Consider the following 26,830-nt stretch of genomic DNA (forward strand, 5'->3'; position numbering starts at 1 on the left):
TCCTTAACTCAATTGTTGTACATGTCTTGTTACTTTAGGCTGATAGCTTCGCAGTTTTTGCATCGCCGAGCCGTGATGTTCAGGGTATACTTCTATCATTTCTTCCGGTTTTTCCTCCGGCTCTTCCGCCTGTTTCATCATGACGAACTGATTCAACGGGCCGCCGAGCAATCGTTCAAGCGCCGCCATTGCTTCCGGCGCTTCAATTGATCCGACTCCCGCCTGTTTCATCCGTTCTTGATAGTCGGCAGATGATACGATTCCGACACTGCCCCAGTAGCTCCAATTCATCACTGCCGCCGAATACGGCCGCGTTTTAGCCAAATGAGCGGCAAAGGCATCTTTGAAACTGCATCCGGCAGCATAATTGCTTTGTCCGGCCGCTCGTGCAAATGATTGAACAGATGAGAAGAACAAAGCAAAGTCCAGCGGCTCATTTCGGAACACGCGGGCCATATTTACGCTGACATTGACTTTTGCAGCGAGCACGCTTTTAAAACGGCTTTCCGGCATATTTGCCAGGCTCTGATCCTCTAAAACAATTGCGGAATGGATGATTCCGTTAATTTGCGGGTGCGTGCGTTTGATCGTTTCATACGCCCGTGTGAGCTCATTCGGATTTGCCGCGTCAGCTTCAATATAAATCGGCGCCGGGCCGAATTGGCTGATTCTGTCAATTTTTTCCTGGATAGCGCTGTTATGTTTTCGTCTGCCGATCCAAACGACTCGCGCCTGATATGTTTTCACGGCATATTCGCTCCATGCCTCGCCGATGCCCCCCGCGCCGCCGATGACGACATAAACGCCGCCTTTTTGGTAAGCGGGCCGGCTTGACACCGGCTGCTGTACAGGAATAAGGCGCTGTTTGTACCAGTGATTGTTCCGGTACGCCCATGTATTGCCTTGCTCATCAAACGGCGCTGAGAACAGCTCCGCCTTTGAAACATCTTCCGGACATCCGGCATCAATCAGCCTTGTTTGCCAGTTCGGATACTCTTTTGTGAGCGAGCCGACCAAACCGTGAATGCCTGCATGAGCCGGATCAATAATGTCCGCCGGCTGTACGGACTGTGTTTTTATTGTGACTGCAGTCAAGCTGATTCGCTTGCCTCCATATCCTAAAGCAAGCATTGCCTTGATCACTCTGTACATCTGGATGACGCCTGCATCTTGAGCTTTCACCATGTCATGAGCGCGGTGAAAAGGAGCGATCCATACGATATGCCCGAAAGACCCTGTTGCTTTCAGTTCAGCCGCAACAGCCTCTATTTCATCCTCCGGGTTGATATGAAGCCGTTTCGCAGAAGGATGATGCAATTGAAAAGCCGCGCTTTCCTCATCCCCCGCGATAAAGACAACCTCTTCCGTCTTATATGCCGGGCTTTGATCACGGAATTCCGCGAGATCCCACACCGGAGCCAGAAGGTTTGCTCCATTTAATGATGTTTCCGGCGCGGAGCCTTCCATCATTCTGGAAGAAATCCCTTTAATTCTGACACAGACCCGTCCTGTCTCATCGCATAAGTCAATGTCCATACGCTGTATTTTTTCATCCGTTCCCCGGGAGCTGACATACGCCCACATGCTTGTCGTGCACGGGCTGAAAATGTCCAGTTCTTCAAGGGCGAACGGCAGTGACAGCTGGTTATCATCTGCATGCAGCTTCAGTCCGATTGTCGCTTGCAAAGCTGAATCAAGCATACACGGGTGAAGAACGTATTGATCTGCCGTTTCTTCGAGGAAGGAAGGCAGCCGGAGCTCAGCTAATGCTTGATTGCTTCCGATATGAATCTGCTGAATTCCTTGTTGTCCTGGACCGTAGTCAATGCCGATTTTGCTGAATAAGCTGTAACACTGTTCAGAAGTCAGTATACTGAGGCCGCATTGAGCTTTCAGTGCGCCTATATCACGGTGCGGAGCCTCCCCGGCGCTGAGAATGCCGGCAGCCCCCTGACAGTGTATCTGCCTGCCGCTTGCTTCTGTTTGTGAGTCCGTGTAAATGTCATACACGATTTCACCGTTTTCCCTCGGGTTCAGGCTGATTTGTGCTTCAATCGGGCGGGTTCCCGCTTCGATCGGCCGAACCCAAACGATGTTTTTCAGACGAATGACAGACGGACGTTCCTTTTGCCCTTTGACTGCCTGAGCAACCGCCGCCCTAGCCATTTCCAAGTAGGCAACGCCTGGCATAACCGGCTTGCCTTTAATGAGATGATCGATGAAAATCGTCTCTTGTCCCGTAAATTCGGATCGGTACCGCTGCTCTGTTAAATCTGATACATTTTCGTGAAGCAGCGGGTGCAGTACCCGCGACGTCGGCACAGCTTGCGGTTTCTCTGCTTTCGGCCGGTTGTCCGTGATCCAGTACCGCTCTTTCGCAAACGGGTAAGCAGGAAGACTCATCCGTTGGGGCTTGATATCAGAATATAAGCCGTCCCACTTGATATCCGCGCCCTGCACCCATAATTCCGCAAGCTTGTCATTCTCTCGGCGGCTTATCAGCTCTTCGATATCCGCTTCGCCGTTTGCGCCTGCCAGAATGGATTTCAGGGAGGTTTTACCCGCTTTTCCTTTATAAATGCCCGCTATATCATAACGTCCTTTCGCACAGCTCTTTAGCTTGTCCCGAAGTTCTTCGGCCGAGGAAGCGATAATGGCCGCTCTTTCTTCCATCGCATCACGTCCCTGCTGAAGCGTGTAAGCAACATCGGCAAGATCCGCATCCGTAAAAGAAGCTTGCGCCAGCTGCTGCGCCTGTTCCTGCAGACGCTCTTCTTCTTTGGCCGACAGCACAAAGATTTGAGGGTGTGTGAAAACAGCTGTTTTTCTTTCTACCTTCGGGATATATTCTTCAATGACGACATGGGCGTTTACGCCGCCGATGCCGAAAGAACTGATTCCCGCACGGCGCGGCAGATGATTGCCGTTTTCGTCTTTCAATGCCGTCCATTCTCTTTTTTCCTGTACGATGTAAAACGGACTGTCTTTCAGCTTGATATACGGGTTGATGACCTCGCTGTGGAGGCTTTTTGCAAGTGTTTTATGCTTCATCTGCATCAGCACTTTGATCACACCCGCGACACCGGCTGCCAGTGACAGGTGGCCGATATTGGTTTTGGCCGAACCCAGACCGCAGTGACTCGCGTAAACGGCGGAATCGCCTGTTTTTTCGTACAGCTTTTGAAAGGCGGATTTCAGGCCGTTGATTTCGACCGGATCGCCAAGCTCCGTTCCGGTTCCGTGCGCTTCTATATAAGTGACGGTTCTCGGATCAATGCCTGCTTTGTCATAAGCCGTTCTGACGACTTCCGCCTGGGCTTTCGGGTTCGGTGTCGTCAAGGAGTTCGCGCGTCCGCCGTGGTTGACCGCGCTGCCTTTAATGACGCCGTAAATATGATCGCCCGCTTTTTCCGCTTCTGACAGCTTTTTCAAAAACAGAATTCCGGCACCTTCACTGACGGCAAATCCGTCCGCCCTGTCGGAGAATGTTTTACATTTCCCTTCTTTGCTCAGCGCACCCGCTTTGTCATAAGCGATGTGGCCTTGCGGTGTGACGACGGTATTCACGCCGCCGGCGATCGCCATATCGCAGTTCCCGTTTTCAATGGCGCATACGGCGTGATGAATCGCGACCAGCGAGCTGGAACAAGCCGTGTCGATCGGTTCACTCGGCCCGTGCAGATTGAGCATATAGCTGACACGGTTCGGCCCCGCTGACGGACTCATATTTGCGGCTGACGCACCGCCGATATCAAGGTCGGAAAACAGTGAGCCGTATCCGGTATTCCCCGTGCCGATATACAGGCCTGTTTTCGTGCCGGAAAGGCTTTTAGCGGAATATCCCGCATCTTCTATCGCTTTCCACGCATACATCATTAACAAGCGCTGCTGGGGATCCATCTGTTCGGCTTCCAGCGGTGAAATTCCGAAGAACAGCGGATCAAAATCCGCAACTCCGTCAATAAACCCGCCCCACTTTACATTTGTTTTATTGGCTTCATTAAGCGGGTCACCGTAATACTCCCGCCAGTCCCAGCGATCCGCCGGCACCTCTGTTATACAGTCTTTTCCTTCTTCTAAGTTGCGCCAATACTCATCAATATTTGCGGCCTTCGGAAACACCCCGCTCATGCCGACAATGGCGATCGGTTCCGGTTTATGTTCAGCCGCAGTCTGAACAGGCTGTACGGCAGTTTTTGCAAATCGTTTGTTCCCTGCCAGTCTGATGCCGCCATCATCAGTCACACCGCTTTGTTTTTCTTCTTTCGGCTGTGTGCTGCCGGTAAATTGTGTTTGATAGTCTTCTGCTAAATGATGCGCCAAGGCTTGAATCGTCGCATATTCAAAAAATACGGTCGGTGTCAGATCAAGCTGATAAGTGTCATTCAGCTTGTTGGCGAATTCCGTCAGCGTAATGGAATCAAATCCGTATTGATTGAACTCCAATTCGATATCGATTTCTTCAATGTTTATTTTCAGAAGCCCGGAAACCTCTTTTGCCAGCAATTCCTGAAGTTTTGCCGTCAGGTCTTTCGGCGCAGGCGTTTCCTCCGTTTTCTTAACCGGTGCAAAAGCGGCTGCAGGAGTCTTTTGAAGCAGCTTTTCCCGCATTACGGCGCCGTTTCCTTCCATGACGAGCACGCTTGTTTTCCCCGTGCTCCATGCTTTGTAAAGAGCTTCTATTCCGGTTTCAGTGCGCATCGGCGTTACGCCGGTTCTTTTTTCGGTGAGCTTCGCCATTTCTTCATTGACTTGCATTCCGCCGTCTTTCCAAAGCGGCCAATTGATTGACAATGTGTGACCGTGGCGGTACATTGCGGTAACCAGTGCGTTTCGGTATGCCGCATAGCTGTCCATAAATGCGTTTGCCGCCGCATAATCCGCCTGTCCCGCATTCCCGGTGACGCCGGAAATGGATGAGAAAACGATGAAAAAGTCCAGCGCTAAATGCTCGGTTGCTTCATCAAGGTTGACAAATCCGTCCGTTTTAGGAGCCAATACACTGTAAAACTCTTCGGTTGTTTTCTTTGCAATATACTGATCTTTCATCACACCCGCGCTATGAATGATGCCGTGAAGGCCGCCATATTCCGTCTCAATTGTTTTGACCAGGTCTGCCGCAGTTTGAGCGTTTGTTACGTCAGCCTGCTTGTATTCCGCTTTTGCTCCGAGTGATTCAAGCGATTGCAGCTGCATCCGCTGATTCTCGCTTAAAGCGGAACGGCCTGTCAAAACCAGTGTCGGCTCTTTGACTTTCCGGGCGATTTCTTTCGCGAAAATAAAGCCTAAGCCCCCGGCTCCTCCGGTAATGAGATAAATGCCTCCGTCGTTCCACGGAATGCGTATTTTGCCGCCGGACACGGCCGTTTCTTTGACATCTGCGCTGTATCGGATGCCGTTTTCATATTTGATATGGCTGTCATCAGCCCGTGTTTTATTTTCTCTGATGATGTCTGTGATTCTGCCGTTTTCCGCCGGTTCTATTTCAATCAGCTGGGTTTTCAGTTTTTTATGTTCCAGGCCGGCTGTTTTTAACAGAGCTGAAATGCCTGAGAGCAGCTGATGCTTATCTGTTTTAGAGAGAACCGTCTGGATAAGGACGTCTTCCGTCTCTTCCTTCAGCAGTTTTTGCAGCGTCTCCAATATCCGTCCTGTATAATCACGGAAGCGCGCCGCCGCTTTCCCGTGCCGGGAGGTCATTTCAATACATTCAGCTCCCGCGGCTTCAACGGCTTGTTTTGATCCGGCGTCTGTGTCACAAAGTATTACGATATGCCGGGCAAAAACCGGTTCCGTTTGAGCAGCAGTTTCATCGCTTCGGGTCCATACCGGCTCAAGCATGAGCGTTCCCGGAGCTTTTTCTTTTTTCTCAGGTTCTTTTTCAGCCGTTCTGAATGACAAACCTTTCAGCCTTACGCAAACCTTGCCGTTTTCATCACAAATATCAAGATCACGTTTTTCAATCTGGCCGGCTTTGTGGTCTTCAGAAAGTCTGGCGTAAACCCACATCTCGGCAGCGCAGGCGCTGAATACTTCAAGCTCCTGAACCGCAAACGGAAGCATCAGTTTTTCATCATTTGTTCCGGTTAATATGCTTGATGCCTGCAATGCAGAGTCCATTAAGCCCGGATGCATGACATACTCCTGTACCGTGTCCGCACTAGCCGCATCAAGTGACAGTCTGCCCAATACGAAATCATCACCTGTATAAATCGCTTTGACACCCCGGAAAGCCGGGCCGTAATCAAAACCGATTTTGCGGTACATATCGTATACTTCATCTGCAGAAAACGGTGTCTCGGCGGATTGTGATCTCAGCTTTTGGAGATCAATGACCGGAGCCTCGGCGTCAGGGCGGACTGATACTGCCCCTTGGCTGTAAACGGACGGCTGATCTGTTTCAAGGCCGCTGTAAATGTCGAATTGAACGTCATTTGCCGTTTCAGGAATGAGACGGATGTTGACATGAACCGGCTCGTCTTCAATGGTGATCGGCCGCACCCAAACCGTATTCTTAAGCTTGACGCTTCCTTGTCCGGCCGGAACTTCAGATGCCTGTTCCATTGCTGCGCGCGCCATTTCAAGATGTGCCACTCCCGGTAAAATCGGCACGCCTTTTACAACATGGTCCGCAAGGTAAAATTCTTCTCCTGTATAGATTGAGCTGAACCGCTGTTCTGCAAGGTTTGAAGTATTTCTGTGCAGAAGCGGATGAAGCGCGTCTTGTTTTCCGGCAGACACAGTGCTTGTTTTTTCGTGTTTTCCGGTGCTTTTTGCCGCCCAATAGCGGTCTTTTGCAAAAGGATACGACGGCAGGCTCATGCGTTTAGGCGGCCGGTCTCCATACAGCTTCGCCCAATCGACGTTCAGCCCTTTGACCCATAATTCAAGCAGCTTCGCGTATTTGCCGCGTGCCATCCATTTTTCAACGGCTTCTTGAATTTCTTCATCTTCCGTCAGCATTTGCAGGGTGCCTTTGTCTATTCTTCCTCTGTACAAATCCGCGTGCTTATCTCCAGTGATAAACTGTGACAGTTTTTCCTGCAGTTCTTCTGCGGATCCGGCAATAACCGCCAGGCGTTCTTCCATGGCGTCCCTTCCGATTTGGAGGGTATACGCCATAGAAACGAGGCTGCATTGATCGTACCGCTTTTCTGTAAGCGCACGTTTCAGCTGTTTTGCCTGCTCTTTCAGGCGTTTTTCATTTTTGGCGGACAGAACGAAAAGACATGGGTCGATATGAGAATCATCTGCTTCCTCTCTGTCTTCTGGGATGTATTCTTCGATGACGACGTGGGCATTTACGCCTCCGATGCCGAATGAGCTGATCCCCGCGCGGCGCGGCTGTTCGTTTCCGCGTTCGTCCGTCTGCGTCTTCCATTCCATCGTCTCCCGCACCAGATAAAACGGGCTGTTTTCAAGCTGAATGTACGGATTTACCGTCTCACAGTGGAGACTTTTTACTAATGTCCGATGCTTCATCTGCAGCAAAATTTTAATAATGCCCGCTGCTCCCGCGGCAAGGGATAAATGGCCGATATTCGTTTTGACCGAGCCTAAGCCGCAATAGCCGGCCGCTTTCTCTTTTCCGTCTGCAAACGAGCTGAACGCTTGTTTCAGGCCGTTAATTTCAACCGGATCTCCCAGTTCTGTTCCGGTGCCGTGGGCTTCGATATAAGAGACTGTTTTCGGATCAATGCCCGCTTTTTTGTATGCGGCTTTAATGACTTCCGCCTGTTGTTTCGGGTTAGGCGTTGTTAAAGATGCCGCGCGGCCGCCGTGATTCACCGCGCTTCCTTTAATGACGCCGTAAATATGGTCCCCATCCGCCTCAGCGGCTTTCAGCTTTTTGAGGAAAAAGAGCCCTGCTCCTTCACCATGGGCAAAACCGTCAGCCTGATCAGAGAACGTTTTGCATCTTCCTTCTTTACTCAGCGCGCCCGCTTTGTCAAAACTGATATACACATCCGGAAGAACAATCGTATTGATTCCTCCCGCCAAAGCCATGTCGCACGTCCCTTCTTCAATTGAAGAAACGGCATGGTGTATGGCAACGAGCGAGCTTGAGCAGGCGGTATCAATCGGCTCGCTCGGCCCGTGCAGATTGAGCGTATAGCTGACACGGTTCGGTCCGACAGACGGACTTGTATTCGCCGCGGATGACCCTTCAATCTCCGCATCGGCATTGGCTAAAAGAGAACCGTAGCCGGTATTTCCGGTCCCGATAAACACACCTGTTTTTGTGCCTGAGAGACTCTTTGACGCATATCCGGCATCTTCGATCGCTTTCCACGCGTGCGTCAGCAAGAGGCGCTGCTGAGGGTCCATTTGCTCCGCTTCCCGGGGTGAAATTCCGAAAAATAACGGATCAAATTCAGCAATTCCGTCAATAAACCCGCCTTGGTTGACGTTTGTTTTATTGGCTTCTTTTGCGGGATCCCCGTAATAGTCCCGCCAGTCCCAGCGGTCTTTCGGAATCTCGGTCATGCAGTCTTTGCCTTCTTTCAGGTTCTGCCAGAAAGATTCAATGTCTTCTGCCATCGGGAAAATCCCGCTGATGCCTACGATTGCGATCGGTTCCGGCCCTTGGTCCCGCTGCACTGTCTGCGGAAGTGTCTCAGGCAGAGTGCGGCGTCGCTTAACGGCCGGGCGCGTGATTTGAGTCTCTTTTACCGGTCTTGCCGATTGAACCGTTTTTGTATTTACCGCAAACCGTCCGGCAAATTCCTCTTCGTATTCACTGATTAAATGAACGGCAAATTCATGGATTGTCGGATGATCAAAGAAAATCGTCGGCGTTAACGTAAGCCGGTACGTTTTGTTTAACTGGTTCGTAAACTCAGTCATCGAGATAGAATCCAGCCCGTATTTTGTCATTTCTTCATGAGGATCAATTTTGTCAATGTTTACTTTTAACAGTGAGGCCGTCTGCTGTTTTAACAAATGCTTCACTTTTTCAAGCAGGCTGTCAGTATCAATGTCATGAACTACAGTGGTCTCTGCTTCCGGACGATCATTCTCTTTGCGGAACAGTTTTGCTTTCATGTGTTTCACATCTCCTTCAAGAACCGTCATCCGGGCTGTCCCGCTCATCAAGCCTTGATATAAAGCCTTGATGCCGGCATCTGTGCCGAGCGGTGCGATTCCCGCCTCCTGCATCAGCATATCTTCCGTCTGCTTTCCTGCCTGCATTCCGCCTTCTTTCCATAACGGCCAGCTGACAGAAAGCGTCTTTCCGTATCTTTGTCCTGCGGCTTGTAAAGAACGGCGGTACTCGGCATACATCTCCATAAAGACATTTGCAGACGCATAATCAGCCTGGCCGACGCTTCCAAGCACACCTGATAAGGATGAAAAGACAATAAAGACATCTAATTTCTCATGTTGTGACGCTTCATCAAGATACACAAGACCCTTCACTTTCGGAGCGAGAACGTGTTGGTATTCCTCTGCCGTCTTCTTCACCATGTAGTTGTCTTTTATAATGCCGGCACTGTGAACAATCCCGTCCAGCTTGCCGTGCCGTTTGCGTATATTGCGGATCAATCGGTATACTTCTGCTTCATCCGTGACATCGGTCTGCTCGTAGAAAACAGAAGCGCCGGCAGCACGTACTGTTTCCAGCATGTCTTTCTGCTTTTCTCTGAGAGCGGACCGGCCGGTTAGTAAGATGACGGCGTCTTTTGTACGGTTTGCGATCTCTTTTGCAAAGATCAGACCTAAACCTCCGGCACCTCCTGTAATGAGATAAACGCCTTCGTCTTTCCACGGAATGTCCGGCTCCGCTTGAGAAATATCCATCTCTTCCCAATCAGCGGCAAAGCGCTTGCCGTTTTCATATTTCACATGGACGCTTCCGGCATGCATACGGTTTTCGGACGCTTTTTCCGCTATGCCTTCAGCACTTTCTTTCTCTTCGGCTTCGATCATTTGACAGATCAGCTTGGATTGTTCAAGGCATGCGGTTTTGAAGAGGCCGGTAATGCCTGAGAACACCTGCTGTAAGCCTGCTGACCGCGTAACAGCTTGAAATAGAACGCGGCCCTTCGGCTTGCTTTTCATTATGGTTTTGATATGGTCAAACAGCTGGCCCGCATAAGAATGATACCGCTCTGCAATAGATGCGGGACGATCGTCCAAGATAATGACGCTTGCATGTTCAAGCTTTGCTTCGACAGCTTGTTTTACGGCTTCATCGTACTCACAAAGGAAAATGATATGCTCTTCATACGTTGGCTCGTGGTCCGCCGGTTCCGGCTGCTCTTTCCAGATCGGTTCAGCGAGCAATGTGTCCGTACGGCTGACGGAAACGCCGGCACCCGCGTTTTCTTCCATGATCCGCGTTGAGAAACCTCTCATCCGCACACAAAGCCCGCCGTTATTGTCATATAGATCAATATCGGCTTTTTGGATAGGATCGCCGGCTTTATTGTTCGCACTGAATGTGACGTGCACCCACATATCATCAGCGCACGGATTCAGAACGTCCAGCTCCTCTAAAGCAAACGGCAATGCGGCTTTGAATGGTTCCCCACTTTCTGCAAGCAGCGCTCTCGTCACGTTTTGCAAATATTCGGCGGCCTGAAGCGCACCGTCCATCATACTCGGATGAAGGATATAATCAGCTTTTGTATGAGAGACGGATTCAGGAAGCTTCAATTTAGCAAGCAGCCGGTCTTCGCCTTTGTATACAAGCTGCACCCCTTTGTATCCGGGCCCGTAATCAGCACCGATCATTCCTTTGTAAAACGCTTGAGATTCGATTGTTCCCTGTGTGCACCGGCGCTTCAGCTGCTCAATATCCGCCGCTTCCTCCGGTTCCTTCCGAATGATTTCAGCGATGCCCTGATTATAAAGAGGAGCTTCTTCACCGATAGAATCGTTACCCCCGTACATTCTGTATTGAATCTGTCCGTCCTCTTCTTCATAAAGTCCGATATGGACACGGACAGCCTCCTGATCGGCTATCACCGGGCGGACCCATACAATATTCTTTAAGCGCAGGCCCAGAGAATCCTCTGTTGCCCCGCCGATGCTTTTCTCCGCCGCGGCCCGTGCCATCTCAAGGGTAACGGCAGCCGGCACGATCGCCATTCCTTTAATGATATGCTCGGCAATAAAATACTCTTTTCCCGTGAATTCCGAACTGAACCGCTGCTCCTGCAAGACGGATGTATTCTGATGTACCAGCGGATGCAAAAGTTTGGTATCCGTTTGCTTCACCGTTTCTTCCGGCCAGAAGCACTCCTCTGCGAACGGGTAGGTCGGCGCACTGATTCTTTGCGGCGGGGAATCCTGATACAATAAGCCCCAATCGACACGCGCTCCTTCAACCCAGAGTGCCGCCAGTGCTTTCAGCTTTTCATCCCGTGTCTGACATGCCGCAAGCTCTTCCATCTCCTGAGCTGACACTTCTCTGCTTCTCACTTTTTCGCCCCGTAAGATGTTTTGGTCATTGCCATTGATGAAATCCTGCAGCTGACGCTTCAAATCGTGACGATCATGACTGATAAAAACGGCTCTCTCTTCCATCGCTTCACGTCCGGTCTGATACGTAAATGCCAGATCATGCAAGGAAACATCGTTTTCGGCTTCATCCAGAAAGCCGGATAAACAGGATGCATAGGCAGTAAGACGCTGCTTATTTCTCGCTGACAGCGGAACGATATAAGGCGGCTGTCCGTCCTTTGATCCGCTGATCGTTTTGTTTTCATACTGTTCAAAAATGGCGTGTGCGTTTGTTCCTCCGAGTCCGAATGAGCTTAACGCTGCGCGGTGCGGCGTCTCTCTCTCCGGAAGCGGTTTTCTCTTATCCGCCACATAAAACGGCGAACCGCTGAATTTGATATTCGGATTCGGTGACGTGTAATTAATGGTAGGCGCCAGCTCCCGATGATATAAACTCATGGCGACTTTGATGCACCCGGCCAGACCTGCTGCTGTATCCAAATGTCCGATATTCGTTTTTACGGAGCCGATCCCGCAATACTGCTCCCGGTCCGTGTAACGTTTATACACTTGCTGAAGCGCGGACATTTCAATCGGATCACCCAATGTCGTTCCAGTGCCGTGCGCTTCGATATAGGAAATCGTCTCCGGGTGAATATTCGTGCTGTCTAAAACATGCTGGATGACGTCAGTCTGACCTTTTACACTCGGTGCGTAAAAACCGACTTTATCTGCTCCATCATTGTTCAGACCGATGCCTCTGAGCATGGCGTATATGTGATCTCCGTCCTGAACGGCTTGTGACGCCTTTTTCAGCAGAATGACGGCCGCTCCTTCTCCGCCCGCCATACCGTCGGCTGAAGCGTCAAATGCCTTGACATGCCCGTCGCTTGAAAAATTCAATCCGTTTTGGTGCACATAGCCGATGCCGGTCGCTGCATGCAGAGTTGCTCCGCCGACGAGCGCGTATTCCGATTCTCCGCTCGCTATGCTTTTGTAGGCTGAATAAAGACCGACTAATGATGATGAGCAATTGGAATGAACGAAATAGCTTGGCCCTTTTAATCCGAGCTTATGGGAAACCATCGTCGGAATCGTGCCGCTCTGCGCTAACACCCATGACACATAGCCGTCGGGAGATTCATGGCCTTCTGTCGTTTTTTCCGGCAAAAGCGACCGATACGAATTATTGCTTGCCGACATATATACGCTTGTCTTCGGAATCTCTTTCGATACATATCCCGCGTCCTCGACGGCTTTCCAAGAATGAAGCAGCAGAAGCCGAAGCTGAGGATCCATAAATTCTGCGTCTTTCGGAGAAATGTGAAAGAACTCAGGGTCAAAGAGATCTTTTCCTTCTATCGTCGATAATGCCGGCACATAGTCGGGATTTTCGATCAAATCTTCAGGCACGCCGGCTTCCCGAAGTTCTTCTTCCGAGTAGAACCGGACGCTTTCCTTTCCTTCTCTTAACTGCTTCCAAAACTCATGATGATTTTTCGCGCCGGGGAACTGGCAGGAGATCCCCACTATCGCCACACTGTCATCAAAGTAAGACGGCACCCCGTTTTGCGGTGTTTGTTCTCTTTCTCTCTCATCTTGGCCGGGCGCCTCTGATTCAGCCGCCTGTTTTGTTTCAACAATAAATCGGCTGATCGCCTGAATGGTAGAGTGTTCGAATAAATCCGTGACGGTAAAATCGCATTCCAGCTCCTGTTTAATGCGTTCTGCTGCCGCAACAGCCAGAAGCGAGTCGCCTCCCACATCGAAAAAGCCGTCTTCGATTTTGATGCCCGCCGTATTCAGCAGGTCTTCCCATATTGCGGTCACTTTCGCTTCCGCTTCTGATAACGGCAGTCTGCCCGTCTTTTCAGACCGGTGAACGATTACCTTGCGCTGTTTTAGGTCTTTGCGGTTCACTTTTCCGCTCGGTGTTAACGGCAGCGCATCCAGACGGATAAAATGGGCAGGCGCCATATAATCCGGCAGGCCTGATAAAAGATGGTTGCGGAGCGCTTTTTCATCTGCCGTATGACCGGCGCGGGCCGTATAATAAGCAATCAGCTTTTTATGTCCGTTCTTTTCCTGAACCACAACCGCCTGGTCAAGGATATCCGGATGTTCGCTCAATTTCGTTTCAATTGCTCCCAATTCGATGCGGAAGCCGCGAATTTTCACCTGACTGTCAATCCGGCCGGCATATTCTATATTTCCGTCAGGCAGCCATCTGGCCAAATCACCTGTCTTATAAAGTTTTTCTCCTTCACTAAACGGATTATCAATAAATGATGCCGCCGTCAGCTCAGGCTGATTGTAATAGCCTCTGGCCAGACCGGCGCCGGCCACGCAAAGCTCCCCGGCCACACCGTCAGGGACGGGGCTGAGCTTTTCATCGACGATATAAAGCCGCGTATTGTGAATCGGTTTCCCGATCGGCGTATTCCTGCTTGTGATTTCCTTTTGGCCGCAGCTGTAGTAAGCGGCATAAATGGATGTTTCCGTCGGGCCGTATATGTTTTCAATTCTGGCATGTTTGAAGATGGAAACTGACTTTTTGACTAAATCTTTCGGAAACGCCTCACCGGCCACCATCACATACTTCACAGGGCCGTCTTCTGTAAATGCCGTATGCCGCTTTACCGTTTCCAGAAATACATTAAACACGGCGGGCGCAAAATTCAGATGCGTGACCTGGTGGGTTTGAATATATTCCATGCAAAGCTGCGGATTTTTTTCTGCGCCAGGCGGCAAAATGACTAGCCGTCCGTTTCCGATAAACCAGCCGAATAATTCAGAAATCGAAACGTCAAATACGTAATTCGTTTTTAACAGATAGGCATCCTCTTGAGCGACCGGATACTCAGCTTCCAAAAACTGCAGCGTATTCATGATGGCCCTGTGCTCAACCATGACGCCTTTCGGTTTTCCCGTGCTTCCGGACGTATATAGAATATAAGCGAGATGATGCGGTTTTGAACGCGGCGTCAGTTTTGCCCCGCTGACAGAACGTCCGCTGTTTTCAATTTCCACCGTGCTCACACCGCCGATGGCCAACTGTTCAATCATGCCGCGCGTCTTTTCCTGCGTTAATACGATTGACACGCCGCTGTCAGTCAACACGTGGGCCATCCGTTCATTTGGAAAAGCCGGGTCCAGCGGCACATACGCGCCTCCCGCTTTTAAAATGGCGAGGATGCCGATGACCATCTCAAAAGAACGCTCCGTACAAATGCCGACCGGGCATTCCGGTGTGACGCCCTTTTCTTGCAGGTACACAGCGAGCGCCGTGCTTCGTTCATCTAATTCGCGATATGTAAGGCTGTTTTCACCGAATGTGACGGCTTCTCTGTCAGGGTGGCGTCCGGCTTTTTCCGCAAACACTTCATGAATGCAGCGCTCATTCGGCTGATGGGATGAACGGCTTTCATCCCGTTTTTGATTGAGCAGGCCGGAACAGGCTTCAAAAGCGATCTCCGGATCAGAAAGCACCTTTTCCGCCAGTTTCATATAATGCTCCGCCAGCCGTTCGATGAAAGAAGGACTGTAGACATCCGGGTTGTACAGAAATTGCAGGACGGTTCCCGTTTCTTTTTTATAGACTTCAAGCGCAAGCTCAAATTCGCCTTCCTGATGAATGTCTTCTATCATTTCAATGCCGAGTGATTGATATAGTTCCGCCAGCTTTTCCGCTCCTTCCGTCCGGAAGAAGTTTTGATAGAAAAACGCGGTTTGAAAAACAGGCGACACCGCAGGCGAGCGTTCCGTCTTCAATTCTTTTACAAGCGCGGGAAACGGATATGCGGCATGGTCCAGCCCTTCTGCCAGTGTCAGCTGCAGCTCCTTCAAAAACGACGTAAAAGATTTGGCGCCCGTCTCCCTGCTTCTGACCGCGATCATATTAATAAAGTAGCCGATGACAGACTCAAATTGAGCCTCAGAACGCCCCATCGTCGGCATGCCGACGATGACATCTTCCTGATTCGTATATTGATAGAGCAGTCCTTTGAAAATAGCGAGATACACAACGGATTCATTGACGTTATTTTTTTGGGCGCACACTTTAATCTGCCGGTTCAGTTCATCAGGAAGCAAGCGTTGATACGCCTGCCCCCTGCACGTTTGAACCGATGATCTCGGGTAATCCGACGGAAGCTCAAGCACCGGCAGCGGTCCTTCCAGCTGCTTTTTCCAATAAGAGAGATGTGTTTTTCCCGCTTCGCTTTCCAGCAGCTCTTTTTCCCATTTCACAAAGTCATGATAATCTGCGGCCTGCTGAAGCATGACAGGTTCTTTGCCTTCACTTGCTTTTACATAAGCGTCCAGCAGCGCCGACATAAACGTCATAAGAGAGACGCCGTCAAAAATGATATGGTGAATGGTGATTAACACAATCGGCTCCCGCTTCGCCCGCCGGAATACTTGAACACGCAGGAGCGGCCCGGTTTCAAGCGAGAACGGTTCTTTTGCTTTTTCTTTAATAAACGTAAGCGCATCACGCCCGCTTAATTCAGAAAGATCCATTTCTTCAATCGGAAAATGCCGATCCGTATCTTCTATCTGATACGGAAGGCCGTTTTCCTCTTTTATCACACTGGTCAAAATAGGGTGCTGGCGCTGCACGGACAAAAGAGCGTTTTTGAATGTCTCGATATCCAGCTTTTGAAAACGAAAGCATAACGGAATGTTATATGCGCTCATCTCCGGAAACATTTTCTGAAGCATCCACAAACCTTTCTGGCCTTCTGAAAGCGGACGTTTTGCAGTTGTCCGCTTAGAAGCCTGAAGTTTTTGTTCTACTTCAGCGATGGTGAGCGTTCCTGATCTGTAGGCATCGAGAAGTTCTTTATGATTCATAGGTCTTACTCCCTTCTATGATGTCTTGCACTCTTTTAAAATCTAATGTCCCCTCAGAGACCTGTTTCATCATGGCGATGATCTCCTGATCCGTATACTCCTTGCTTTCCGGAGCGGCGGCTTCTGTTTCGGTTTCTTCCGTTCGGTAAAACGTTTCGATCGTTTCTTTATGTTCTGTCAGGTAATAGCTCATGACGTCTCCGAGCGTGGCATAGCTGTAAAATAGTGCCGGAGTGACTTCAATGCCGTAATGACTCGTCAAAAGAGCGGCAAATTTGGCTAAATAGATGGAATCAAATCCGAATTCCGCCCAGTTTTTATGCAGGACGAGTTTATCTTTGGATATTTTCAGCAGACTGTGTATCTGCTCTTTCAAATCCGCTTCGAGCCGTTTTTCCGTGCTTTCTTCCGGGATGCGGCGGCTCACGGTTTCCAAAAGCGCATCCGGTTTTGATGAATCGTCCCGCTGTATGCCTAAAAATCGTTCAGCACGGCTTCTTTCGCCGGCAATGACAAGGCACTGGGTGTTGTCTTGAGAAATGATGCGCTCAAAAAGCTCAATGCCTTCATCTGTTTCTAACAGGCGCTGGCCGCTTGATTTCAGGTACATGCCCGTCGTCTCTTCACCGCCGACGGCCATTCCGCCGTTTTTCCAGACCGGCCAGTTTATGACAAAAGCGTTTCCGCTTTCTGATTGTTCGTTTTTATAGTGGGCATACGCCATTTGGAACCTGTTCGCGACCGCGTAATCACAGCAGCCGAAATCCCCTAAAACAGCCGATGTGGATGAAAAGTAGCAGATGAAATCCGGCGTTTCGTTTTTCAGCCACTCGTCAAGAAGCAGGCTTCCGTTTATTTTCGGTTCAAGCGTACTGCGGAAATTCCCGATTTCATTCTCAAAGACGGATGTTCTGCTTTCGATGCCCGCCGCATGAATGACGCCGTGAATGGCTCCGAATCGTTCTTTCGCGCGCTTGATGCAGTCGCCCATTCCGATCGGATCACAAACATCGGCTTCGGCGTAAAGAACACCCGCGCCGAGATTTTCCAGGTCTTTCATTTTTTCTTTCTTTTCTTCATTGATCGGCGACCGCCCCGTGAGAATGACATTTGCCTGGTAGTTCCGGGCGAGATGGCGGGCAAATAAGTAGCCGAGCCCTCCTAATCCGCCTGTAATGAGATATGTTCCGCCGGTTCTGATTCTGCTGTTTTCTTTCGTAAGTCCGGTTGGTTCGGTGTGATAGACGTATCGTTTTCCCTCTTCCAAGAAAACGGTTTGGTCTGTTTCAGCTTTCAGCTCGTCCCAAATGGTTCTCATCCAGTCCGTTATGGCCGCACCGGCTTTTCTGAAGTGGCCGGTAACACTTGTTTTCGGGAGAACAATGCCGAGCGAACGCTCAAAGCCGATCCATGATTCCAAGTAGCACCTTTCCAGACCGGATGCATATCCCCCCGCCAATAACAGCCTTTCCGGCTGCAGACCGGTCTCAGCCATTGCTTTGAGAATATGGACGATACATGAATAATCTTCGATGCAGCTTTTATCTTCAAGCGCCCATAAATACAAAATGGCAGAAGCTTCACCGTACTCTTTTTGAATATCCGCAAAAGCGTTCACATATGATTGCGGATCTTCCCGCACCACTTGGCAGCGGCCGGCGGACAGAGCCTCATATCGGTCTCCCTGAGCGATAAAAATAACGTCAATGTCATTGTCATACGATTTGATCACAGAGACGGCTTCCTGCTGCTTCTTCTGATCAGATAAGAAAGAAATCACCGTTTTGATTTTCTTTTCTCCGGCAGCCGGCAGAACCTGTTCTTTAAGAACTTCTCTAAAAGCCATTACTTCAAATTGTTCCGCCGGATCACTTTCATCAGACGGCGCGTTAACGGGCGCGGCCTTGCTTTGTACAGGCTGCTGATGCCAGAAGCGTTCTTTCGCAAACGGATAAGCAGGCAGGCTGATGCGGGCCGGAGGACGGTCTCCGTATAATTTCGCCCAATCGATGTCCAATCCTTTTACCCAAAGCTCAAGCAGCTTAGAATATTTCCGTTTGCTGATCCAAGCGTCTATGATTGTTTCCATATCATCATCCGCCGAAAATACGGCAAGCATCCGTTTGTTTTCTTCCGTGCCGTCACGGTGCAGTCCGGCGCTGTTTTGTCCGGCGATAAATCCATTCAGTTTTTCCTCAAGTTCATGAAGTGAATGGACGATAAAACCGAGACGCTCTTCCATCGGCACCCGGCCCGTCTGGAGAGTAAAGGCTATGCTCATTAGATCGCTGCCGCTGTATCTTTTTTCACGGATGGCGTCTCTGAGCTGTATTGCTTTTTCAGTGAGCCGTTCGCTGTTTTTCGCGGACAGGACGATGATGGCGGGCTGATCTGCCGGCGTCTCATCAGGCTCTTTATCTGCCGTATATTCTTCTATGACGAGGTGGGCGTTTGCTCCTCCCGCGCCGAAGCTGCTTAACCCCGCCCTTCTCGGAAGCTCTCTGCCGCCGATGACGGGACGTTTCCACTCACCGAGCTCCTGCTGAACGGCAAACGGCGTATACGCGAAATCAATATTCGGATTCAGCTGTTCCGCGTGCAGGGACGGCGCAATTTGGCGGTCTTTGAGCTGGAATAGTATTTTTGTCAGACCCGCAATGCCCGCGGCGCTTTCACAATGACCGATATTTGATTTTGCGGAGCCGATGGCGCAAAACTGTTTGTCTGTTGTATCCTCTTCAAATGCTTTCGTTAATCCGGCGATTTCAATCGGGTCTCCTAATGCGGTGCCCGTACCGTGGGCTTCAATATAACTGACGGTGCGCGCCGGGACGTTTGCCCTTTGGAAAGCTTCTTTTATTAAGGCGGCCTGCGCATTCGGATTCGGAACGGTGTATCCGTTCGTTTTGCCTCCGCTGTTAATGGTGCTTCCTTTAATTACACCGTAAATGTGATCGTTATCGGCAATCGCTCGGTCTAACGGCTTTAATACGACCGCGCCTACCCCTTCTCCGTCTACAAAACCATCCGCGCGGTCTCCGAACGATTTGCACGTGTCGCCTGCGGAAAGCATGTTCATGACTGACAGATTCATATAATGGATCGGGTCGGTCACTATGTTTACGCCACCGGCAATCGCGCATTCGCTTGAACCGCTGTATATGCTCTCAAGCGCCAGATGAATGGCCGTCAAAGAAGAGGAGCAGGCTGTATCAACAGCAATGCTCGGCCCTTGGAAATCAAAAAGGTAAGATACCCTGTTGGCAATGGACCAATAGCCGTAGCCTGTCGGGTAGTTTTTGTTCATCGCGCCGGCAAAAACACCGATTTTTCTGCTTTGGCACAGGTTGTCAGGCGTATAGCCGGCATCCTCGATACTCGCATACGCCGTTTCTAAAAATAATCGCTCCTGCGGGTCCATTCGCTCTGCTTCCAAAGGAGAAATCTGAAAGAACAGCGGATCAAACTTGTCCATATCCTCAATGAAGCCGCCCCATTTCGTATAAATAGAGCCTTCTTTACCTTTCTCTTCATCGTAGTAATCCTGCCAGTTCCAGCGTTCCCGCGGGATTTCTTCTATGCAGTTTTTTCCTTTTTTAATATTTGCCCAAAGCTCAGCCGCTGTTTTTGCCTGCGGGTAGCGTCCTGAAACACCGATGATGGCCACGTCGCGAACCGAACTTTGCCGGACGGTCTCTTTGGCTGCCCGTTTTTCCCTCCGCCGCCAGTCAGTGCGAAGCGGCTTAGCCGGCTGTACAGCCTGCGGTTCTGGTGATGCCTTCCGTTCTTCCTGAACAGGCGTTTGTCCCGTCAGTTTGATCATCGCGTCTTTTTTCGTTTTGATTAAGTGAGCGACGAGCGCCTCAATCGTCTGATATTCAAAAAATAAAGTGCTGCTGACTTGGTCCAATACATTTCGTAACGCGTTTGTCAGCTGTACGACGACGATAGAATCAATTCCGTATTTTTCAAGCGGCGCTTTCGGATCAATTTGAGCCGGCGGAATTTTTAATGTTTCTCCGATTAACGTTTTCAAGTACTCGGTGCTTTTTTCTGTTAAAGACGTGTCGCCTTTTTGCACCGTTGTTTGCGCCTGAAGTTCCGGCGCATGTACTGCTTTTGGCGGAGCGGTCCGTTTTCCGGCCTTTGCTTGAAGCGTTTTTTGGCGAACAATGCCGTTGCTTTTTGCCGCTATAATCTGATGGCTTAATTCATGTGCCGCTTCTGCCGGGAAGAAGACAGAATGCCAGCCTTCACTTTCTAACACGCGCTTCCAGCTTTCCGGATACAAGCCCGGGCACCCCGGAATACGAAGGGCGGAATCTTCATGCAGCCACCAGCCTTCAAGCAGTCCGAAAGTAATATGCGGGAACAGGCTGTTTCCCGCCATTTCATTTAAGAGCAGCAAACCGTTGTCTTTTAAAACGGCTTTTGCGTTTCTCAGCGTCTGGCGGATGTCTTTCGTCGCGTGGAGCACATTGGCCGCAACGACGATGTCGTATGCGCCCGGCTCTATGTCCTGGCCGGCAAGCGGCGCTTCTGCGTTAAAAAGCTTATACGTCAGATAAGGGTTCCGTTTGCCGTATTCCGTCTCCGCATGCACGAGAAAAGCTTTCGATACATCGGTGTAACAGTATTCTTTTATATGGTTTTGATACGGCCTGAGCTTTTCAAATATGCCTGCGCTTGTGCCGCCTGTGCCCGCCCCGATTTCCAGTATGCGGATCTCGGCTTTTGAATGTTTGCTGATGTTTTCTTTCACATATGCCGTTAATGTATCTGACAGGGCGCTGTTAAAGTAATCCGCGACTTGATTGTGCTTATAAATTCCTTCAACAAGTTCCATAGAAGAGTGCGGGAACATGATGTCTGTCGCCGGCACGTCTTCGCGCAGAATGTCCGGCAGTGCTTTAAGCATCGTCTCGGCTAAAACAGTCATCGCTTTCGTATCGGCGTTATTGAGCCATTCCGCCTTTTCCCGCTCCCATTTTTGCCATAGCGCGGCGGTTGTGTTTTCGGCGCGTGCCGACAGTGTAAATGAATCCGCATTCCCTTCCAGATAGCCATGTTCCAGAAGGAAGGCGATCGTTTGCTTGAGCCATTTTTTAAAGTATTCATGCTCGGGCTCATACACTTTTAGGCTTTGCGGCGTCAGCAAGTCCGCTTCTTTAAGCTGGGCGATCAAAAGCTGATACAGAAAATCATCGAGCTCCTGATGTTCAGCCTCTCTTACAAGACGTGCGCCGGGCGGAGCGACCTTCGGCTGTTGTGAAAAGACAATCGGCTGAGGCGGATAAACAGAAATCTTTTCTCTTTCACTCATCCCTTCGACTGCGACCGGTTTGGTCGTATGAATGAAGGCTGCTTGATTAACCGGCAGCGTCATAAGGGTTTCAAGCGCCTCCATTGCAGCGTCCGGTTCGATCAATCCCAATCCGATCTGATCCATCAGCTGAATAAAATCGCCGTCTTCAGCCGCTTCGCTGTTACCCCAATAGCCCCAATTCATCACTTTGACCGGACAATTCCATGTCTGATCAAGTTCTTTCGCAAATGCGTCACTGAAAGCGCATCCCGCGGCATAATGGCTTTGTTTCACGTTATGAATAAATGCCACAAGCGAGGAGAAGAAGAGCGCAAAGTCAAGCGGCTCCCGTCCAAATACCTCCGCCATGGACACACTTACATCGGCTTTTGCCCGCAGCACCGATTTGAACTCTTCTGTCTTCATATTATTTAAGCTTTGCTCAGACAGATCCATTGCCGAGTGGATGATTCCGTTCATTTTTGTGTGGCGCTCTTTTATGAACTGATAAGCCCGCTCTAAGGAAGACCTGTCAGCGGCATCGGCGGAAACATATTCAGGGGCCGGGCCGAATGCGCTGAGCCGGTCGAGTTTCGCTTGTATGGAATCATTCAGTGTGCTTCTTCCGATCCAAATGATGCGTGCTTTGTAGCGGCGGATCATGTATTCACTCCATGCCTCGCCAAGATATCCGGCGCCTCCGATCACGGCATAAACCCCGCCTGTTTGGTACAGCGTGCCGTTTTTCGGCATATTGTCAAGCGGTATCAGCTGCCGCTCTAACAGCTGCTGATTGCGGTACGCCCAAATTTGACCGTTTTTCCCGGCAGAAAGACTGAGCGCCTCTTCGATCGGCCAGCTGCCGTCCGTTTCTGTGTCAATCATGCGGATATGCCAATGCGGATATTCTTTCGCCATTGTTCCGGCAAGTCCGCTGACTGCGGCTTGTGACGGGTCGGCGCTGCCTTGATCCGAAAACGGCTGGGCATTTGCTGTGACGATGCACCAGTCCAAACGTTTTTCTCCGTACCCTAAGGCAAGTAATGCTTTCATCAGCTTGAACACATGAAGAACGTTCCTATCCTGTTCCTTGAGGCTGTCAGCACTCTCAGCCTGCGGAGCAAGCCAAATGATTTGCTCCAGTTCTTTTTGTCCTTCAAGCATGTGCGTAAGAGATGTGATATCATCCGTACCTCTGATCGGATAATAGGAAGCGTTCGGCAGATGTTCTTTTATGTGCGTATGTCTCGAATCCGTTCCGCCGAATACTGCCGTCTGCTTATCCACCGCTGCTTCCCCGGCTTTTTCAAGCGCAACAGGCTCCCAAGCCGGAATCAGCATCGTATGGCCGACAGGCGCCTCCGTGGTTTCTCCGCCCGCTGTTTGGCTTGTGTCAAGCGCCCGGACGGACGCGCCTTTCATCCTGACATAAACCGTACCGGCATCATCGCACATATCAATGTCAAATTTTCTTACGTTGTCATCTGCTTTGCTGCCTTCTGTGTACCGGATATATGACCAGATATGTTCAGGGCACGGGCCGAACGCTTCCACTTCCTGCATCGCAAACGGCAAAGAAAGCTCGTGGCTGTCTGCATCGTCATGTATCGAACGGACAAGCAGACCGACGGATGCGTGAAAAGCGGCGTCCATCATACTCGGGTGAAGCGTATACTGTTCTTTTTTGTCATGTACGGCTGCTGGGAGTGAAATACGGGCCAATAATCGGTCTTCTCCGAGCAGCAATTGCTGTACGCCCCTGTATGCCTCTCCGTAATCCAGACCGATCTTCTTAAAAGCACCGTAACATTCTTCCGCAGTCACGATTCCTAAATTGCAGGAAGTTTTGACAGACTCGATATCAATCTGGGCGCTTCCCGGTTCGGTAATGACCGCTTCACCCTGGCTGTGAATGACCGGATCTTCGCCGTTTTCTGCTTCACTGTATATTTCATAGGTAATCTCACCATTATCTTCCGGATAAAGGGCAATATGTATTTCCTTCGGTTTGTCTTCAATCATGACCGGCCGGACCCAAACAACCTGTCTGAGTGTGACGCTGTGGTCTTTTTCCGTCACGGCAGCGGCCTTTTTGACCGCCTCTGCGGCCATTTCCAAATAGGCGACGCCCGGCAGTATTTTTTGTCCGTTGACGACATGGTCAGATAGGAAAAATTCATCTCCCGTAAAAAGAGACGTGAAGCGCTGCTGCGAAAAATCTGACGTATTTTCTTGTAAAAGCGGGTGCAGCACTGTGCCTGAAAGGCTTTTCTCCTGTTTTTTCTGCTGCGGAATCCAATAGCGTTCTTTTGCAAATGGATAAGTCGGAACGCTTGTTTTACGCGGTTTATCCGAACCGTACAGCTTATTCCAATCTACTGTTTTCCCTTCTGCCCATAACGCCGCAAGCCGTTTCGGATCGTCCGTCTCAGGAGCGGCTTCGCTCAGTTCCGGCAGCTCAGCTTGTCCGCGCCAAAAACCGGAGATGTTTTCGTTTCCTTTTACAAAATCATTCAGCTTTTCTATCAAGTCGCGGGTGTCATTTACAAGGAAGACAGCTCTCTCCTCCATTGCTTCACGTCCTGTCTGAAGTGTATAAGCCAGTTCAGACAGCACCGTCTTTTCTGAAAGCGACCGGGCTAATTTTTCCGCATAGGCGAGAAGCCTGTCTTTATTTCTTGCTGACAGCGGGATGAGTTTTGCTGCATCGTTCTCAGGTACAGGCGCTTTTTGTTCAGGCTGAATGTATTCTTCTAAAATGATATGGGCGTTCGAACCTGATGCACCGAAGGAACTGAGTCCGGCCCGGCGCGGATAATGTGTGACTTTACCGTTTTCTTCAGCTGCCGGCTGCTTCCACGGAGCAGTCTGCTGCTGTACGTAAAAAGGAGATCCCTCAAATTTCAGGTAAGGATTTAATTCCGCAGAATGCAGTGATTTGACAAGCGTTTTGTGATGAAGCTGCAGCGCTGCTTTTGTTAACCCGCTGATCCCCGCCGCTGATTCTGCGTGGCCGATATTTGATTTGACCGAACCGATGGAACAAAATTGCTTATCCTGCGTCCCTTGGCTGAACGCTTTTGACAGACCTTCAATTTCAATCGGGTCTCCTAACGAAGTACCCGTGCCATGGGCTTCCACATAACTGACGGTCCGCGGGCTGATACCTGCTTTTTTCAGACAGGCCTTAATGACTTCTGCCTGTGCAGCAGGACTCGGGACGGTAATTCCGCTTACTTTCCCGACGTGGTTAACGGCGCTTCCTTTAATGACCGCGTAAATGCGGTCGCCGTCTTGTTCGGCTTTTTCCAGCGGCTTGAGCAAGACCGCACCGACTCCTTCTCCGGAAACGTAGCCGTCCCCGCCCTCGCCGAATGTGCGGCAGCGGCCGTCACTTGAGTGCATGCCCACGCTTCCGTAGCTGAGATATTTCGCCGGGTGCAGCGACAAGTTCACCCCTCCCGCAAGCGCGGCTTCACATTCGCCGCGGCGGATGCTTTCAATGGCCAGATGAACGGCGGTCAATGATGAGGAACAAACGGTATCCACCGCGATGCTCGGCCCGTGGAAGTCACAATAATAGGACACTCTGTTGGCGATCTGCGCATAATTCAGTGAAACCGGAAAAGGATCAGTTTCAGATAATTGTTCTGCGCCGATTAAGGAATAATCTTTATGCATCACCCCTGCAAATACGCCGATCGGATGCTGTTTCTCACCTTTATTTCCCAGCGTTTCAGGCGTATACCCCGCATCTTCAATCGTTTCCCAGCATGTTTCTAAAAACAGGCGCTCCTGCGGGTCCATCGTTTCCGCCTCACGCGGTGAGATTCTGAAAAACTGCGGATCGAAGCAGTCGGCATCGTCAATGAAACCGCCCCATTTTGATACTGTTTTTCCTGACGGGGACGTTACGTTGTGATATGTTTTCCAATCCCAGCGGGACTTCGGAACTTCAGTGATGCAATCCGCGCCTGCCTTCAGGTTATCCCAAAACTCCGCCACACTTTTCGCTTTCGGATAGCGGCCGGCCATTCCGATAATCGCGATGTCTCCGGTGTTTTTATGATATTCTGGCGCGTCCGGCGCTTCAGCTTCAGGCCGTGTCGGTTCGGCTGTACGTTCCTCACATTCAAATGAAACGGTCTTTTTCAGATAGGCTGCGAGTTCTTTTATATTTGTATATTCAAAGAGAAGAGTGGGCGCGAGGTCCGCACCCGTCTTTTTACTGATATCTTGTACAATCTCAAGCAAAGAAGATGAATCCAGCCCAAGCTCGTAGTAGCCGGCTAGAACGTCCAGCGTCTCCCAGGGCTGACCAAGCTTATCAGCCAAAAGCTTCTTTAAAAACAGAATGATGTCTTTTTCATCTGCGCTTTCCGGCTCAGCTGCAGCCTGTTGATTCTGTTCGGCTGTATTCTCGTCTTCTTCGAGCCGAACCGCTTTTCCCGTAATGTTTTTAAGCTCCGCCACCTTTTGTCCGGATCGGCTGAAGTACTCGATTGTCATCGTTGTGAGTTCTTTTTCCTGACGGACGCCGGAAGCGGCGATACGCGCCGTGCACTCTGATTGCAGCCTGTCGGCGGCCGTGAACGATTCATAATATAAAGGCAGATGAAGCCGGTTTGTATCAGAAAGCAAACCGCTCGCCCCGATTCCGCTCGCATCCAAAAGGGCCGGATGGAATAAAAAGAAATCCTTTCCTTCTTCACAAGAAAGCTCAGCCAGCATGCCGCCTTCTGTTTCGTACAATCGTCCGTTCGATTTCATCATGCCGGAATGAACCAAGTCATGATCCAGGCAGCGGTTATACATGTCATCAAGATTCAGAGATCTGACTGACTGCTTCACATCGCTGAAATCAATGGTTTCGTCAAATGTCACAGCATCTCTTTTCACCATTTCAGCCGTCGCATATTGTATATCGTCTGACAGCTCGTCACCCTGCTGTTTCTGCCCCGAAAGGGAGATGAGCCACTTTCCATCTCCGCTATCAGAACATTGAATGGTCAGAATGATTGCAGCCGTTTCACTGACGGTTAAAGGCTGATAAATCGTAACGTGCTTCAATTCGAGCTCATTGTATACATAACCGTGTTCCTGAAAAACCTGATAAATCAAATCGATATAAGCAAGACCGGGCAATACCGCTTCACCAAAGACCCTATGGCCCTTCATGATGGGATGGTCCAGTGAGATATTGATTTTTTCGGATATCATTCC

General features: G+C 50.2%; 2 protein-coding genes. Both read right to left on the reverse strand.

The features are described from left to right. Window positions 1-3: 3 nt before the first annotated feature. Window positions 4-16,302, reverse strand: a complete 16,299-nt coding sequence (locus ACWHAR_RS05715; RefSeq protein ID WP_032874975.1) for a non-ribosomal peptide synthetase — start codon at window positions 16,300-16,302, stop codon at window positions 4-6. Then, window positions 16,292-26,827: a type I polyketide synthase gene (locus ACWHAR_RS05720; RefSeq protein ID WP_032874973.1), complete on the reverse strand. Its 10,536-nt coding sequence runs from the start codon at window positions 26,825-26,827 to the stop codon at window positions 16,292-16,294. The genes ACWHAR_RS05715 and ACWHAR_RS05720 overlap by 11 nt, the downstream gene beginning before the upstream one ends. Between the last annotated feature and the right edge of the window lie 3 nt (window positions 26,828-26,830).

Source organism: Bacillus sp. LR--39, assembly GCF_053613335.1.